A 17,877-nucleotide genomic window follows, 5' to 3' on the forward strand; every position below is an offset into this window, starting at 1 on the left:
AATATGAAAAAAATAGTGAATGATATATTAAAAGAAGAACTATACTATGATAAATTAGATTGTGGCTTAGAAGTATTTTTTATGCCTAAGGAAGGGTTTAGTAAAAAATACGCTGTATTTGCTACCAACTATGGTTCTAATGAATTAGAGTTTATACCTATAAATGAGACTGAAAAAATTAAAGTTAACGAAGGAATAGCTCATTTTTTAGAGCATAAAATGTTTGAACAACCAGGTGGTGGTAATGCATTTGATAAATTCTCTTTACTTGGAGCTAGTGCGAATGCTTATACTAATTTTACTATGACAGCTTATCTGTTTTCGGCAACAAATAACTTTTATGAATCATTAGACCATTTAATAGATTATGTTCAAACTCCTTATTTTACTGATGAAAACGTAGAAAAAGAAAAAGGAATTATTGCACAGGAAATAAACATGTACGATGATAATGCCGATTGGAAGGTATATTTTAATACTTTAAAGGCTATGTATATTAATCACAATACGAGAATAGATATTGCAGGAAGTGTGGAGAGTATATATAAGATAGATAAAGAAGAATTATATAAGTGCTACAATACTTTTTATAATCCTTCTAACATGGCTTTATTCGTAGTTGGGGATTTAGATCGTGATAAGGTAATGGAAACTATAAATAAAGCTATAAAACCTAAGGATACTCTTGATGATATAAAGGTATTTAAAGAAGATGAGCCAAATGAAATTAAGCAAAGAGAGATTGTAGAGAATTTATCTGTTTCTATACCTTTATTCAACATAGGTATAAAGGATTTAGATGTAAATATGAGTGGTAATGATCTTCTTAAAAAAGAAATATGCACAGAGATAATACTAGATATGATACTTAAAAAAGGAAGTAGTGTATATGAGAAGCTTTATCTAAGCGGACTTATTAATCAAAACTTCGGTTGTGATCATGTATCTCAAATAGACCATGGATACACTATCATAGGAGGAGAATCTAAAGACCCTCATAAGGTCAGAGAGATTGTATTTGAGTATATAAATAAATATAAGCAAGATGGCCTTGATAAAGAAGATTTTGATAGAATAAAGAAAAAGAAGATAGGAATGTTTTTAAAGTACTTTGACTCAGTAGAATTTATCGCTAACAACTTTATATCTTATCATTTCAGAAAAATAAACTTTATAGACTATCTAGAAATATTAAAGACTATAACGTTTGAAGATGTAAAAGATAGATTCAACAAACATTTTGATGAAAAGTATTCTGTTATATCAATAATAAATCCTAAATAATAACTTAAAAATTAATATTATGATATAATAAAAGCTAGGTTTAACCTGGCTTTTTTCTTTCCAGGAAATTATATGATTTTTAAGTAGTGATAATATTGCTTAGAGCACTACAGTATCAACTGTTTTGAGCAACGGGCCCATAGGGATCGTTGACGACATGGATAAGTGCGTAGCAACTAAACGAATTTTTTATTTTTGGAGGTGTTTTTTTTGGATCCTATTGCATTTACTATATTCGGTATAGATGTTAGATGGTATGGAGTATTGATATCCACAGGTATAATGCTAGGCATGGTACTGGCGCTTAGAGAAGCTAGAAGAGTAGGTATAAATGAAGATAAATTGCTAGATTTATTATTAATAGCTATTCCTTGTTCTATAATTGGAGCTAGAACGTATTATGTCATATTTAATTGGGGCATATATAAAGGAAATATATATGAAATGATAAACATTAGAGGCGGAGGACTTGCTATTCACGGGGCTATAATAGCTTCTGTTTTAGTTGCATATATATTTTGTAGGGTTAAGGATTTGGATTTTTTAAAGATACTAGATTTAACTGCTCCAAGCCTAGCTTTTGGTCAGGCTATAGGAAGATGGGGAAATTTCATAAATCAAGAGGCTTATGGTAGACCCACTGATTTGCCATGGGCAATCAATGTAGATGGAGTTAATGTACATCCTACTTTCTTATATGAGTCTTTTTGGGACTTTTGTCTGTTCTTATTTCTAATGTGGCTTAGAAAAAATAAGAAATATGATGGGAATGTATTTGTATATTATGCTATTATATATTCTGTTGGAAGATTCTTTATTGAAGGGCTTAGAATAGATAGCTTAATGATCGGGCCTCTTAGAATGGCTCAGGTTATAAGTCTAGCAACAATAGGTGTAGGTATTATTATTCATTTTGCGCTTATGAATAAGAAAAAGAACAAGGTTTAATTAGGAGGAAGAAATGGAATTTAATCACGTATCAGTATTACTAGATGAATGTATAGAAAATTTAAATATAAAACCTGATGGAGTATATATTGACGGTACTTTAGGAGGGGCAGGACACTCTGGTGAGATAGCAAAGAGGCTTGGAGAAAGTGGAATGTTAATAGCATTTGACCAGGATATTAATGCTATAAACGTTGCTAAGGAAAGACTTAAGGCCTATGAAGGCAGGGTTAAGTTTGTACACTCTAATTTCGTAAACCTAAAAGATGAATTAGAAAAGTTAGGAATAGAACATATTGATGGTATATTAATGGATCTTGGAGTATCATCACACCAGTTAGATGAAAGAGAAAGAGGTTTTTCTTATATGCAAGATGCAGATCTTGACATGAGAATGGATATTAGAAATCCTCTTACGGCTGAGTATATAGTTAATAATTATAGTGAGGATGAGCTTGATAGAATAATAAAATTATATGGTGAAGAAAATTGGTCTAGAAGAATTGCAAAATTCATAGTAGAAAAAAGAGAGGAAAACTATATAAAGACTACTGGAGAATTGGTTGATATTATAAAAAGAGCCATACCTAAAAAAGCAAGAATAGATGGACCTCATCCTGCTAAAAGAACATTTCAAGCTTTAAGAATTGAAGTTAATAACGAACTAGATATAATAGATAAGACGATAGAGGATGCAGCAAGCATTATGAATCCTAAAGGAAGAATATGTGTTATAACATTCCATTCTCTTGAGGATAGAATAGTAAAAAATGTATATAAAAAATTATATACAGATTGTATATGTCCTAAAGAACTTCCTATATGTCAATGTGATGAGGAAAGAGTAGTTAAGATAATAACTAGAAAACCTATACTTCCAACTGATCAGGAAATAGAATTTAATCCAAGATCTAGAAGTGCTAAGCTAAGAGTTGCTGAAAAAATATAATTATTTAGAGAATACTCAAATGTAAAGGGGGATTGAGTATGGATAAAAAAGAGACAATAAATTTAAATGATTATAAGAAAAAAAAGAAGAAGCAATTAAAGAAAAAAACTCAATTAAACAATATAAATAAACCTAAAAACAAAAAATCTAGAAATAAAAGAAAAACTCTAGTTTATATTGTATTTGTTGGAATTGTATTATCCATAGTAATAACCTTTATGTATAGATATTCAGTTATATCTGGACTCAAATATGATATGGAATCTTTAAAAAAAGAACTTGGAAACAAAAAAAATGAAAAAAAACAATTAGATTTGAAATTAGAGGAACTAAACAGAAGTGGATTTATAGAAAAAGAAGCCATAGAGAGGCTTAATATGAATTATCCAACTGAAGAACAAACTGTTTATATAAATATTGATTGATGATAAGGGGGGGAGCTTTTGTCTAAATCTAATATGCGCTATAAAAACAGATTGATGATTGTATTATTTGCAGTTAGTTTTCTGTTTTTATGTTTAGTTGTAAGAATTGGATACTTACAATTGGTAAAAGGCGTTTGGCTAAAAGAGAAGGCTTTATCTCAACAGACAAAGGATGTCTCAGTAGAAGCTAAAAGAGGGACTATATACGATAGAAAAGGAAAAGAACTTGCTCTAAGTCTTACTAAATATACTGTTTGGGCAGAACCATCTAAGATGATATCTTCAAGTAAAAAAGATTTAAGAGAAGATTATGCAAAAGTTCTTGCTGAGGTATTAGAAGAAGATAAAAACACTATTTTAAATGAACTAAATTCTGATAAGAACATTGTAAGAGTAAAAAGATGGATAGATTATGATAAGGTACAAGAATTAAAGAAACATAAATTAAGAGGTATGTGGATAGTCAAAGACAATAAGAGATTTTATCCTTATGGAAACTTTGCATCTCATGTAATTGGACATGTTTCAGGTGACAATTCTGGAATGTCAGGTATAGAAAACAAATATGATAAAGAGCTAAGAGGTCTTCCTGGTAGAAACATAATAAGCACAGATGTATCAGGAAGAGAAATCCCATATGGAAATGGTAAATATAATGAGCCTAAAGATGGAATGAATATAGTTTTAACTATTGACGAGGTTATTCAACATTATGCAGAAGAGGCAGTCGATAAGGCTTTAATTAATGCCAATGCTAAAAAAGCTCATGCAATAGTTATGGATCCTAAAACTGGTGAAATTTTATCTATGGTTTCAAAGCCAGATTATGACCCTAACAAGCCAAGAATACCTGTATATCCTGTATACCAACAGCGTATGGATTCAGGAGAGAGTCAGCTTGATGTATTGTTAGATATGTGGAGAAATCCTATGGTAAATGATATATATGAACCAGGGTCTACTTTTAAGTTGATAGTAGCTGCAGCGGGACTTGAAGAAGGTGTTGTAAAGTCTAATGAAAAATTTTATGACAAAGGGTATATTATGGTTGCAGATAGAATGATAAAAGATGCTGGATATCCTAAGAGTCATGGAGAAGAGACTTTTGCTCAGGCTATTCAAAATTCATGTAACCCAGTGTTTGTTCAAGTCGGACAAAGGCTAGGTCTTGATAGACTATATGAATACGTACAAGCATTTGGTGTAACAGAAAAAACGGGTATAGACTTACCTGGTGAGGGAAGAGGAATTACATATAAGAAAAAGGATGTAGGGCCTGTGGAACTTGCAACTATGTCATTTGGACAAGGTATATCTATAACTCCTATACAATTGATAACTGCTGTTTCATCTATAGCTAATAATGGAAAACTTATGAAACCAAGGGTTGTTAAAGAATTTATAAATAGCAATGGAGATGTTGTTGAAAGATTTGAACCTGAGGAAGTAAGAACTGTAATATCTGAAGATACAGCTAAGTTACTTAGAAGTATAATGGAAGATGAGGTTACACAAGGTGGAGGTAAAAATGCATATATATCCGGTTATCATGTTGGAGGAAAGACTGGAACTGCTCAAAAAGTTATAAATGGAAGGTATGCAGATGGAAAATACATATCTTCTTTTGTAGGGATAGCTCCTGCTGATAATCCAAAGGTTGTAGTTTTGGTGGTTGTGGATGAACCTAATGTACAAAGCTATTATGGAGGAAGTGTAGCAGCTCCTGCTGTTAAAGATATAATATATAATACTTTAAGATATTTAAATGTAAAGCCTGTTTATACAGAAAAAGAAAAACAAGAACTTATAAAAGAAGAGACTACAGTTCCTGAGATTAGAAACTTAACTCTTCAAGAGGCTGGAAAATTATTATTGAATAATAAGCTGAACTTTACTATAGAACCTAATATGAATGTAAATGGAAGTGAACAAATTATAGATATGTTTCCAAAGCCAGGTACTAAAATACCTATAGAATCAAATGTAATACTATATGTAAAAGGAAAAAATGACAACAATAAAGTCAATGTTCCAAATGTAGAAGGAAAAACTATAAAAGAAGTTTCCAATATATTTGAGGGCTTAGGTATAAAACTTAAGGCTATGGGAAGTGGAAAAGCAGTTACTCAAAATCCTGCTGAAAATACTCAAGTAGAACCAAACTCTATAGTTACAGTACAATTTGAATAAAAAATTCACTTTTGAAATTATAATTTTTAGATGAAAGATATGCGTATTACGCATATCTTTTTTTTATTATGAATAATAATTATAATGAAAAGCATGGTATTAATGGAGGGGATTATTATAGTGATGTAATGCGAAGGGGGATACGTCTTTGTCTAGATTTGGGGTTAAGACTAAAAAGAGGCTGGTATTCATATTGATAATGGTAGGGTTAATATTTTTATTATTAATAGGTAGAATAGGATATTTATTATTAATAAAAGGAGACTGGCTAAAAGAAAAAGCAATAGCACAACAAACAAGAGATATACCTATAGAATCAAAGAGGGGAACTATATACGATAGAAAAGGAAAGGAACTGGCATATAGTATAACTAAGAGTACGGTATGGGCTAAGCCATCTGAGATAAAGGATAAAAAGACAACAGCTAAAGAACTAGCTATGATACTTGAAGAGGAAGAAGATGAAATATATAAAAAAATAAGTAAGAATGTTGCGCTGGTAAAGGTTAAAAGATGGATAGAAGATGATAAGGCATCACAGATAAGAAAGCTCAAAATGAAGGGGATATGGATAGCAGAAGATAATAAAAGATATTATCCGTATGGAAATTTTGCAGCTCATATATTAGGTCATGTATCTCCTGATAATGAAGGAGTTTCTGGACTTGAGCTTAAATACAATAAGGAATTAAAAGGTTTTTCCGGAAGGTTAGTTATAAGTACAGATGCATCCGGTAGAGAAATTCCAAGGGGAAGTGAAAAATATCATGAGCCTAAAGATGGAGCTGGAATGGTTCTTACAGTGGATGAAACTATACAACATTATGCTGAAAAAGCAGTAGAAAAAGCTCTTATTATAAATAAAGCGAAAAGAGTTCATGTAATAGTTATGCAGCCAAAGACGGGTGATATATTAGCTATGGTATCAAAACCTGATTATGATCCTAATAACTATAGAATTCCTATATACAAAAGCTTTGAAGAAGAGCTAAACAAATACAGTGAAAAGGATAAGATAAAAGGTTGGTTTAAAATGTGGAGAAATCCAATTGTTAATGATACTTATGAGCCAGGTTCTACATTCAAGCTTATAACATCAGCAGCTGGACTTGAAGAAGGGGTTGTAACACCTGATGATGAATTTTATGATAAGGGATACATTATGGTAGGAGGAAGAAGAATAAAATGTTGGAGACATTATAGACCTCATGGACACGAAACATTTACTGAAGCTGTTCAAAATTCATGTAACCCTGTATTTGTAGAGGTTGGTCAAAGATTGGGAGTTAAGAACCTATATAAATATATAAAGGCATTTGGTCTTACTAGAAAAACTGGAATAGATCTTCCAGGAGAAGAAAATGGACTTATATACAATGAGAAAAACGTAGGGCCAGTAGAGCTTGCGACAATATCTTTTGGTCAAAGTATATCTGTGACTCCTATACAACTTATAACGGCTGTGAGTTGTATAGCTAATGGTGGAGAGCTTATGAAACCGAGAATAGTTAAAGAATTTATAGATAATAAGGGGAACGTTATAAAAAGCATAGAACCTAAAAAAGTTAGAAGAGTAATTTCCCAGGAAACGTCGAAAACATTAAGAAATATAATGGAATCGGTTGTGGCAGAGGGCTCAGGTAAAATAGCTTATATAGAAGGGTATCATGTTGGAGGAAAAACTGGAACAGCACAAAAAGTTATAGATGGAAGGTATGCAAATGGAAGATATATTACATCTTTTGTTGGAATTGCTCCAGCGTCAAATCCTGAAATAGCTGTTCTTGCTATATTAGATGAGCCTAATGGGGAAACTCAGTTTGGTAGTACAACAGCAGGTCCTATAGTTAAAGAGGTAATTTATAATACTTTAAAATATTTAGATATAAAACCTGATTATACAGAAGAAGAAAAAATTGATTTTGTAAAAAGAGAAGTGAGTGTTCCTGAGGTTAGAAATATAAAACTTAAGGATGCAGGAAAAATTTTAGAAGAGAAGGATTTTAAATTTACAGTTGAGCCTAATATATACGCAACTGGAGAAGAAAAGATTATAGATGTATTTCCAAAACCTGGAGTTAAGGTATTTGAAGGATCTAATATAATACTTTATACTAGGCCAAATAATAAAGGAAATGAGAATATAGTAAAGGTAATAGTTCCGGATTTAACTGGAAAAACTGTGAAAGAGTGTGATGAAATTTTAAAAAAATTAGGATTAAAGATTAAACCAATAGGTTCTGGGCTTGCTGTATCTCAAGATAAAGAGCCGAATACAGAATTGAATGTAAATTCTATAATTACTGTTGAGTTCAAATAAACTATTAAAAAAAGATAAAGTGTTATATAATTAAAAAGGCAATGTATTTTTGTATGCATTGTCTTTTATAATGAAATTTATTTATATATTTTGAAAGGGGCACTAACATGTTGTTGAAAGATTTAATAAAGGATTTAGATACTGTAGATATTAAAGGAAGTGTTGACATAAATATAGATGATATAAACTATGATTCTAGAAAATTAAAAAAAGATAGTTTGTTTATTTGTATTAAGGGGTTTAGCTTAAATGGACATGAATTTATATCTGGTGCTATAGAAAAGGGGAGTACAGCCTTTTTGGTAGAAGAAGATGTTTACATACAAGGGTATACGTTTATAAGGGTTGAAGACACTAGAAAAGCTATGGCGAAAATATCTTCTAATTTTTATAAGAACCCAACTGAAGAATTAAATTTAATAGGTGTTACAGGAACGAATGGAAAGACAACTATAACTCATCTTATAAAAGAAGTTCTTGAATATAATAATCAAAAAACTGGTCTGATAGGAACTATAAAAAATGTAATAGGTGATAAGGAAATAGTTGCATCAAGAACTACACCAGAGAGTGTTGAGTTACAGGGATATTTTAGAGAAATGCTTAATAAAAATATAAATAATTGTGCTATGGAGGTTTCGTCACATTCATTAGAGCTTAAAAGAGTTGATGAATGCGAATTCAAGTTTGGTATATTTACAAATTTAACTGAAGAGCACCTTGATTTTCATGCAGACTTAGATGAATATAGAAGAGCAAAAGAAAAATTATTTCACAAAACAACTCTTGGTAACATTATAAACTTAGATGATGATGGTGGTAAAAAAATATATGAGTCTATAAAAAACTTAAAAACGCCTATAATAACGTACGCTATAGAAGAAGAAGCAGATATAATGGCAAAAGATATAAAAATATATTCAAGTGGAATTGAATATAAATTAATAACACCGAAATATCAAATGGATATAAAAACTCCTATACCGGGAAGATTTTCTGTATATAATTCATTAGCTGTTATAGCTCTGTGTTATTTAATGGATATACCAAAAGAGACTATAGATGAAAGTCTACAAAACACAAATGGTGTATCTGGAAGATTTGAAAGCGTAGATACAGATAAAGGATTTAGTGTAATAATAGATTATGCTCATACACCGGATGCACTTGAAAATGTATTGAAAACCGCTAAAGAATTTGTAAAGGGAAATATAATAACAGTATTTGGATGTGGAGGAGACAGAGATAAGACAAAGAGACCTTTAATGGGAAAAATCAGTCAGGAGTACTCTGATTATACGGTTATAACAAGTGATAATCCTAGAACAGAAATTCCAGAGGATATAGCAAATGATATTTTAAAAGGAATAGACACTTCAAATTACAAGGTTATACTGGACAGAAAAGAAGCAATACAACATGCTATAGATAAGGCTGAAAGTGGAGATGTAGTAATTATAGCTGGTAAAGGGCATGAGGACTATCAAGTTATAGGCAAAGAAAAAATACATTTTGATGATAAAGAGGTAGTTAAAGAAATATTAGGAGAGGAGTAGAATATGAAGGCGATAACTATAAATGAAATTCTTAATAATCTAGACGCAACACTTTTAAAAGGAAGTGAAGATACTTTAATAAAAAGCATAAGTATAAATAGTAAAAATATAGAGAATGAGTGTATGTTTATTCCTTTGATCGGAGAAAAATTTGATGCGCATAACTTTGTAAATGATGCATACGAAAATGGATGTAGAATATTTTTAAAAGATAAAAATCACGATTTGAATTTTGATAGTGAAGATGTAAACGTTATAGAAGTTGATGATACAACTAAAGCACTAGGTGATATAGCTAGATTGTATAAAAAAAAGTTTTTGATAGACTACGTAGCTGTTACAGGAAGCACAGGTAAGACTACTACTAAAGACATGATATATAGTGTATTATCGAGCAAATATAATACATTAAAAACAGAGGGCAATTTCAATAACCACATAGGGCTTCCGTTAACTATATTTAAGCTTAAAGACGAGCATGAATGTGCTATACTTGAAATGGGAATGTCTTCCTTTGGCGAAATTGAATATTTATCAAACATAGTAAATCATAAAATAGCTGTAATATCTAATATAGGTCTTTCTCATATAGAAAATTTAGGATCTAGGGAAGGTATATTAAAAGCAAAACTTGAAATAACTAAAAACTTTACTAATGATAATACTCTTATAATAAATGCAGATGATGAATACTTGAAAACTTTAAAAAAGAAGGAATTAAACTACAATTTAAAAACATTTGGATTTGAAAAAGAAAGCGATTTGTATTGTACTGGATATAAAATGAATGAAACAGGGATAGATTTTGAATGTATAGTTCATAATCAAAAAGAGGAGTTTTTTATTCCTGCAAGGGGTAAGCACAATATATATAATGCCATGGCAGCTATATTGACTGGAATTCAGCTAGGACTTAGCATAGATCGAATAAAAAAAGGGCTTTTAAATTTTAAAAATGGAAAAATGAGACTTGATATATTAAAGACGGATTCATTTGAAATAATAAATGATGCTTATAATGCAAGTCCAGATTCTATGAAAGCAGCGCTTAATATACTAGGAGAATATAAAAAAAATAGAAAAATAGCTGTGCTTGGAGATATGCTTGAAATGGGAGAGTATGCAAAGAATGGTCATGAATTAGTAGGAGAATATGCAAATGGAAATTCTGATTTAATAATAACTGTTGGAAAAGATTCAAAGCATATAGGCAATGGAGCAATAAAAAAAGGATTCAACGGACAAAATGTGATTCACTTTAATAGCAATTCACAAGTAATAGATTATCTTAAAAACACACTAAAAAAAGACGACGTTATTTTAATAAAAGGTTCAAGAGGGATGAAAATGGAAGAAATAGTGGATTTTTTAAATAATCATAAAATCTAACTATTTCAAAAACAAAGTTTAAAACGCGAGAGGAGTTTATGAAATGGGCGATGTACAACATATGATAATGACTATGATAGTTTCGTTTGTAATAACTTTAATATTAGGGCCTATATTTATACCTATGTTACAAAGGCTAAAGTTCGGGCAAACAGTGAGGGATGAGGGCCCTAAAAGTCATTTGGTTAAAAATGGAACACCTACAATGGGTGGAATAATAATGATACTAGCTATATTCCTGACTTGTATAACAACAGCTAGAATTAATAATGATATGATATTTGCTTTGATATCTATAATAGGATTTGGATTTATAGGATTTGTTGATGATTATATAAAGGTAGTTCTTAAAAGATCTTTAGGTCTTAGAGCTTATCAAAAGCTAATAGGTCAATTTGCACTTGCTACTTTACTTGCAATATACCAATCGAAAACGTCAATACTTGGAACACAAGTAATAGTTCCTTTTTTTAAGCAAACTATAGATTTAGGATTTTTATATATACCATTTATAGTATTCGTAACTGTTGCTACTGTAAATAGTGTCAACTTGACAGATGGGCTTGATGGATTAGCGTCAGGCGTTACTCTAATAGTTGGCGTATTCTTTGCAATGATATCAATTAAATATGCAGGTAATGGTATAGGGATAGTTTCGTCTGCTTTAGTTGGAGCTTGCTTAGGATTTTTAAAGTTTAATGCACATCCTGCTAAGGTGTTTATGGGGGATACGGGTTCTATGGCTCTAGGAGGGGCTGTTGCAGCTGCAGCTATACTTATGAACCTATCGCTTATAATTCCCATTGTAGGCGGTATATACTTTGCAGAATCACTATCTGTAATAATTCAGGTTACATCTTTCAAGCTTACAGGAAAGAGAGTGTTTAAGATGAGTCCACTGCATCATCATTTTGAATTAGAAGGATGGCACGAAACAAAAGTAGTTATGGTATTTTGGGCTGTAAGTGTAATACTTAGTATAATAGGCTTCATATCTTTAGCTTAGACATGATTAAGGGGGAGTTTAATATGGACTTAAATGGTAAAAATGTATTATTAGTGGGGCTTGCTAGAACAGGAATATCTACAATTAAAAAGCTTTATGAAAAAGGTGCAAAAGTTACTGTAAATGATATAAAAGATAAAGAAAAACTAAAAGACATATTAGATGATTTAAATGGATATGATGTCAAATATGTATTAGGGAAACATATAGAAGATATAAGTGGTATAGATTTAACTATAGTATCGCCTGGTGTTCCTCTAGACCTTCATTTTATAAAAAAGATAAAATCAGAAAATATAGAAGTAATAGGAGAGGTAGAACTATCATATAGATTATCTAAAAGCTTTTTTATAGGACTTACAGGAACTAATGGGAAGACAACTACTACAACACTTGTTGGAGAAATATTTAAAGCTGCAAATAAAGATACTTATATTGTTGGAAATATTGGTAATCCAGTAATTGATACAGTAGACAAATCAAATGAAGAGTCTGTGCTTGTTACAGAGCTTAGTAGCTTTCAACTTGAGAGCATAAAAGAATTTAGACCAAGAATAAGTGCAATACTTAACATAACGCCTGATCATTTAAATAGACACAAAACTATGCAAAACTATATAGATGCAAAATGTAGAATTTTTGAGAATCAAAATAAGAATGATTTTACTGTTTTAAACTATGATTGTGAAACTACTAGAGAATTAGCTAAAAATTGCAAAAGTAAAGTTGTATACTTTAGTAGAAAACAAATTCTAAATGAAGGTGTATATGTTAAAGACGATATCATAATAATAAATTTAAACGATAAAGAGATTGAGCTTATGAATATAACTGAAATAAGTATACCAGGAAGTCACAATTTAGAAAATGCATTGGCAGCTGTAAGTATAGCAGCTGTGTATGGACTTGATATGGAGGTTGTTAAGCAAGTTTTAAAGACATTTGGTGGGGTTGAGCACAGGCTTGAATTTGTAAGACAAATAAATGATGTTAAATTCGTAAATGATTCAAAAGGAACTAATCCTGATGCATCTATTAAAGCTTTAAACGCATATGACAACCCTATTATATTAATAGCTGGGGGACTTGATAAAAAGAGTGATTTTACAGAGTTCACAAAGCTTTTTAATGGAAAAGTTAAACATATAATTCTTTTAGGGGAAACAGCGGATATAATAAGAGAAAGTGCTATGGAAAATGGATTTGAAAGCTGTTATAAGGTTGAAAATATGGAAGAGGCAGTTGAAAAAGCATATGAATTAGCTTCTCCAAACGATGTTGTTTTATTATCTCCAGCTTGTGCTAGTTGGGATATGTATGAAAGTTATGAAGTTAGAGGAAATCATTTTAAAAATGAAGTATTTAGCCTTTAAGTTATTAAGGAGGTCTCCAAATGGCTAAAAAAAGAGAAAAACATTTTGATCCTTATGTATTTTACACTACGTTATTGTTAGTCATAATAGGCATTATAATGGTGTTTAGCTCAAGTTATGTTCAAGCTAAATTTAAACAGAATGATGCATACTACTTTTTAAAGAGAAATATGATATATGCAACACTAGGATTTTGTGTGATGATGTTTGTATCTAAGATAAACTATAAGAGATTAGAAAGGTTTATACCTATGATAGGTACTATCACTGTAATACTATTAGTTGCAGTACTTACTCCACTGGGTAAGTCATTTAACGGAGCAAGACGCTGGCTTGGAGTAGGGGGACTTACTATAATGCCATCTGAGATAGCTAAATTTGCTTCGATAATAATAGTATCGAAGGTAATAGATAACAAAAAAGACAAAATGAGTAACCTTATACAAGGTATAATACCTCCTCTTATGATATCAAGTGTATTCTTTGCGCTTATAGTTCTTCAGCCAGACTTATCTACTGGAGGAACTATAATAATGACGACATCTATAATGTTATTTGTAGCTGGTATGGATTTAAAGTATGTATACACTATGATAGGTGCAGGATTTGGATTATTGGGTGTACTTATAGCAATAGCACCATATAGACTTAAAAGATTTACGTCGTTTTTGGATCCATTTAAGGATCCATTAGGAGACGGATATCAGGTTATTCAATCATTATATGCACTAGGTTCTGGAGGGTTATTTGGGTTAGGCCTTGGAAGAAGTAGACAAAAGTTTTTCTATATACCAGAGCCTCAAAATGACTTTATATTTGCTATAATAGGAGAAGAACTTGGTTATGTAGGGTGCATATTTATCCTATTGTTGTTTTTATTTCTAGTATACAGATGTATAAGAATAGCTATTAATTGCCCTGATACTTTTTCTTGTATGCTAGTTACGGGAATTACGGCTCAAATAGGAATACAGGTTATGATAAATATAGCTGTTGCAACATCTTCAATGCCTGTTACAGGTATGCCACTTCCGTTTATAAGTTATGGAGGAAGTTCTCTTATAATATTTATGGCTGCTATGGGAGTTATATTAAATATATCAAGACATGTTAAGTTAGACAGGAGTTGATTGGATGAAAGTTTTAATTTCGGGTGGAGGAACAGGAGGTCATGTTTATCCAGCTATAGCTATAGCGAATAAATTAAAAGAAGAAATTGAAGATATAGAGATTGTATTTGTTGGAACAAAAAATGGAATAGAAAGTGAAATAGTTCCAAAAGCAGGTTATGAACTTAAGACTATAACTGTTCAGGGATTTAGAAGAAAGATAACTGTAGACAATTTTAAAAGGATTATTAAGTTAGTTAAGGGATTAGAGCAATCTAGAAAAATAATAAAGAAATTTAAACCAGATATAGTAATAGGAACAGGTGGATACGTTTGTGGTCCTGTAGTTTTAAATGCAAGCATAAATAAAATACCTACTATAATACATGAGCAAAATGCATTTCCGGGTGTAACCAATAAAATTTTATCTAAATTTGCAAGTAAAATTTTGATAAGCTTTGAAGATGCTAAAAAATACTTCAAAGATAAAGAAAATGTAGTTTTTACTGGAAATCCAGTTAGAAAAGAAATTTTAGTAAGCAATAAATTTTCTTCAAGAAAAAAGCTTGGAATAAATGAAGATAAGAGAATGATTTTATGTGTAGGTGGAAGCGGTGGAGCAAGAAAATTGAACGATTCCATGAAAAAAATAATCCCAAGACTTATAAAGGAAGATATACAATTTATACATGTAACAGGAAAAAATCACTATGATAAATTTATAAACTCATTAGGAGATCAAAACTTTAGAGGGTGTCAAAAGGTAGTTCCATATCTTGATGATATGGCAAATGCTTTAGCAGCTTGTGATCTTGTAATATGCAGTGCAGGAGCTATAACACTTGCAGAGGTTACGGCATTATCAAAGCCTTCTATAGTTATTCCAAAAGCTTATACGGCAGAAAACCATCAAGAATTTAATGCTAAAAGTATAGAAAAAAAAGGAGCTGGAATAGCTATACTAGAAAAAACGTTAACTTACAAAAAATTAGAAGACACTATATTTAAGATATTGGGAGATAGAGAAAAACTAGCTCAAATGGGTAAAAACAGTGGGGAAATAGGAAATCCAAAAGCTATTAATAATATATATACAGAAATTATGGACGTCTTAAAGTAACACAAAACCCTGCTAATACATAAAATTATATATTATAAAGACAAATTTAAAATATATCAATTTAACTTTTAGTAGGGGGTGGCCCTTTTGGCAAAATATATAGTCCAAGGTGGAAATAAATTAGAAGGTGAGATTAGATTAAAAGGTGCAAAAAATTCAGTATTACCAATAATAGCAGCAACTATATTGAATGAAGGGGAGAGTGTAATACACAATGTCCCTAATATATCAGATGTTAAAGTAATGATTGATATATTAAATCATATAGGTTGCTATGTAAAAAGTGAGGGTGATACACTAATTATTGATACTAGAAATGTAAACTCGTCTGAAATTCCTGAAAGCTTCGTTAGAAAGATGAGATCATCTATAATATTTTTAGGGGCTATGGTTAGTAGATTTGGTAATACGAAAATTAGTTATCCGGGTGGATGCGAAATAGGACCAAGACCAATTGATCTACATTTAAAGTCATTATCTCAAATGGGAGTAAATATCGAAGAGGCTCATGGATATATAAAGTGTAAAAGACAAAAAAATAAGGCCTGTGAAATAACTCTTGATTTCCCGAGTGTTGGAGCTACTGAAAATGCCATGCTAGCTGCTGTAAAAACAAATGGTGTAACAAGAATATATAATCCGGCAAAGGAACCTGAAATAATAGACCTTGCAAATTTTTTAAACTCTATGGGAGCTAATATAAAAGGAGCAGGAAATAGTTGCATAGAAATATATGGTGTTGATAAATTGCATGATGTTGAGTATAGAATAATACCTGATAGAATAGCTATAGGAACTTATTTGGTAGCAGGAGCAATAACAAAAGGAAGAATAATTATAGATGATATAATACCAAGTCATATTAACAGTATTGTTTCAAAGCTTAGAGAAACTGGATGTGAGATTGAGTATATAAACAACAAGGTTCAACTTATTGCACCTAAAACGATACAGTCTATAGATGTTATAAAAACGCTACCTCATCCAGGATTTCCAACGGATATGCAGGCTCAAATGATGGCTTTGATGACGCTGGCAAATGGAGCATGTATAATAAATGAAAATATATTTGAAAATAGATTTAAGCATTGTGAAGAGCTTATTAGAATGGGAGCTAATATCAATGTTAATGGAAAATTAGCCGTAATAAGAGGTGTTGATAAATTAATGGGAGCAAAGGTTAAATCTTCCGATTTAAGAGGAGGCGCAGCTCTTGTTTTAGCAGGCCTTGCTGCTGAGGGACATACAGAAATAGACAGTATATACCATATAGAAAGAGGATATGAGGCTATGGAAAAGGTGTTGACTAGTCTAGGAGCTAATATTATTAGGGCTTAGACTTAAGCCCTTTTTACAATTAGTAGGAAAACTACAACTGCAATTATTTTTAAGGAACTGAGTTTATTAACATTAGTTGGCGAAATGAGCTATGTGTTAGCATAAAGCGAATTTTTGAATAGGGGACAAGTTATATGAAAAAAAAATATAAAATAATTACTTTTATAATGATTTTAATCATATGTGTATTTGGGTATATGCTAATAAAAACGGATTATTTTACTTTGAAAAAATTAAGTGTTGTTGGACAAGTTAAACTTAGCAGACAAGACGTATTAATTAGTGGTAAAATAGAACCGGGAAAAAACATATATAAATATAGTTCGAAGCAAATAAGGAAAAGTTTACTTGAGAATCCATACATAGAAAGTGCTAATGTAAAAATAAAACTTCCCGATAATATAATTATAGACTTAAAAGAGAGGGTAGCTATGTGTGCTATACCTTATATGGGTTCTTATGCTCTTATAAACGAAGAGGGGATAGTTTTAAAAGTTGAAGATGATTTGAAAAACGTAGATGTGCCTTTAATTGGAGGAATAAATCTTCAGAAATTAAAAATAGGTCAAAATGTAGAGCTAAAAGATGATGATTTATTAAATAAAATATTGGATTTGCTAAACGCTTGTAATAATGCTAAAATTTTAAGTAATGTATCTCAGATAAATATAGACGATAATAAGAATATAGAGCTATACACAATAAATGGAATAAGAGTTCTTCTTGGAGCCGGAGAAAGATTAGATTATAAGATGACAGAGTTGAACAAAATCTTAATAGATTTATACACTAAAAATATAAAAGTTGGGATAGTAGATATGAGGTATGACTCATATCCTGTATATAGACCTGAATAGGTGGTGGGTTATT

The 17,877-nt window shown here is 30.9% G+C and carries 14 protein-coding genes; all 14 read left to right on the top strand.

Annotated elements, in window-relative coordinates; all coding sequences use genetic code 11:
- Positions 1 to 3 precede the first annotated feature (3 nt).
- The 14 genes from yfmH to M2214_RS04800 all read left to right on the top strand — a co-directional run bounded on the left by yfmH (position 4) and on the right by M2214_RS04800 (position 17,864).
- Positions 4 to 1,284, top strand: a complete 1,281-nt coding sequence (gene yfmH, locus M2214_RS04735) for an EF-P 5-aminopentanol modification-associated protein YfmH (protein ID WP_248483328.1) — start codon at positions 4 to 6, stop codon at positions 1,282 to 1,284.
- A gap of 210 nt (positions 1,285 to 1,494) precedes the next feature.
- Positions 1,495 to 2,232 (top strand): prolipoprotein diacylglyceryl transferase, encoded by a 738-nt coding sequence (gene lgt / locus M2214_RS04740; protein WP_248483330.1) that lies wholly within the window; start codon positions 1,495 to 1,497, stop codon positions 2,230 to 2,232.
- Positions 2,233 to 2,245: 13 nt separating this feature from the next.
- Positions 2,246 to 3,181 (top strand): 16S rRNA (cytosine(1402)-N(4))-methyltransferase RsmH, encoded by a 936-nt coding sequence (rsmH, locus tag M2214_RS04745; protein WP_248483332.1) that lies wholly within the window; start codon positions 2,246 to 2,248, stop codon positions 3,179 to 3,181.
- A gap of 38 nt (positions 3,182 to 3,219) precedes the next feature.
- Positions 3,220 to 3,606 carry a septum formation initiator family protein gene (locus M2214_RS04750; RefSeq protein ID WP_248483335.1) on the top strand — a complete coding sequence of 129 codons (387 nt, stop codon included), beginning with the start codon at positions 3,220 to 3,222 and terminating at the stop codon, positions 3,604 to 3,606.
- 18 nt (positions 3,607 to 3,624) lie between these two features.
- Complete coding sequence (locus M2214_RS04755; protein ID WP_248483337.1) at positions 3,625 to 5,796, top strand: PASTA domain-containing penicillin-binding protein; 2,172 nt, start codon at positions 3,625 to 3,627, stop codon at positions 5,794 to 5,796.
- A 148-nt stretch (positions 5,797 to 5,944) separates the two neighbouring features.
- Positions 5,945 to 8,116, top strand: coding sequence for a stage V sporulation protein D (locus M2214_RS04760; RefSeq protein ID WP_256466704.1), 2,172 nt, complete (start codon positions 5,945 to 5,947; stop codon positions 8,114 to 8,116).
- Positions 8,117 to 8,223: 107 nt separating this feature from the next.
- Complete coding sequence (locus tag M2214_RS04765) at positions 8,224 to 9,672, top strand: UDP-N-acetylmuramoyl-L-alanyl-D-glutamate--2,6-diaminopimelate ligase (protein WP_248483339.1); 1,449 nt, start codon at positions 8,224 to 8,226, stop codon at positions 9,670 to 9,672.
- A 3-nt stretch (positions 9,673 to 9,675) separates the two neighbouring features.
- Complete coding sequence (locus M2214_RS04770; RefSeq protein WP_248483341.1) at positions 9,676 to 11,061, top strand: UDP-N-acetylmuramoyl-tripeptide--D-alanyl-D-alanine ligase; 1,386 nt, start codon at positions 9,676 to 9,678, stop codon at positions 11,059 to 11,061.
- Between the two features lie 43 nt (positions 11,062 to 11,104).
- Positions 11,105 to 12,067: a phospho-N-acetylmuramoyl-pentapeptide-transferase gene (gene mraY, locus M2214_RS04775; RefSeq protein WP_248483343.1), complete on the top strand. Its 963-nt coding sequence runs from the start codon at positions 11,105 to 11,107 to the stop codon at positions 12,065 to 12,067.
- A gap of 23 nt (positions 12,068 to 12,090) precedes the next feature.
- Positions 12,091 to 13,440 (top strand): UDP-N-acetylmuramoyl-L-alanine--D-glutamate ligase, encoded by a 1,350-nt coding sequence (gene murD / locus M2214_RS04780; RefSeq protein ID WP_248483345.1) that lies wholly within the window; start codon positions 12,091 to 12,093, stop codon positions 13,438 to 13,440.
- 20 nt (positions 13,441 to 13,460) lie between these two features.
- The gene (gene ftsW, locus M2214_RS04785; RefSeq protein WP_248483347.1) at positions 13,461 to 14,570 is read left to right on the top strand and encodes a putative lipid II flippase FtsW; all 1,110 of its coding nucleotides are present in this window, start codon (positions 13,461 to 13,463) and stop codon (positions 14,568 to 14,570) included.
- A 4-nt stretch (positions 14,571 to 14,574) separates the two neighbouring features.
- Positions 14,575 to 15,669, top strand: a complete 1,095-nt coding sequence (murG, locus tag M2214_RS04790; RefSeq protein ID WP_248483349.1) for an undecaprenyldiphospho-muramoylpentapeptide beta-N-acetylglucosaminyltransferase — start codon at positions 14,575 to 14,577, stop codon at positions 15,667 to 15,669.
- 87 nt (positions 15,670 to 15,756) lie between these two features.
- Positions 15,757 to 17,007, top strand: coding sequence for a UDP-N-acetylglucosamine 1-carboxyvinyltransferase (gene murA / locus M2214_RS04795; protein WP_248483350.1), 1,251 nt, complete (start codon positions 15,757 to 15,759; stop codon positions 17,005 to 17,007).
- 134 nt (positions 17,008 to 17,141) lie between these two features.
- Positions 17,142 to 17,864 carry a cell division protein FtsQ/DivIB gene (locus M2214_RS04800; RefSeq protein WP_248483352.1) on the top strand — a complete coding sequence of 241 codons (723 nt, stop codon included), beginning with the start codon at positions 17,142 to 17,144 and terminating at the stop codon, positions 17,862 to 17,864.
- Positions 17,865 to 17,877 lie beyond the last annotated feature (13 nt).

Origin of the sequence: Tepidibacter aestuarii (assembly GCF_934924865.1) — a bacterium.
Classification (GTDB): Bacteria; Bacillota; Clostridia; order Peptostreptococcales; family Peptostreptococcaceae; genus Tepidibacter_A; species Tepidibacter_A aestuarii.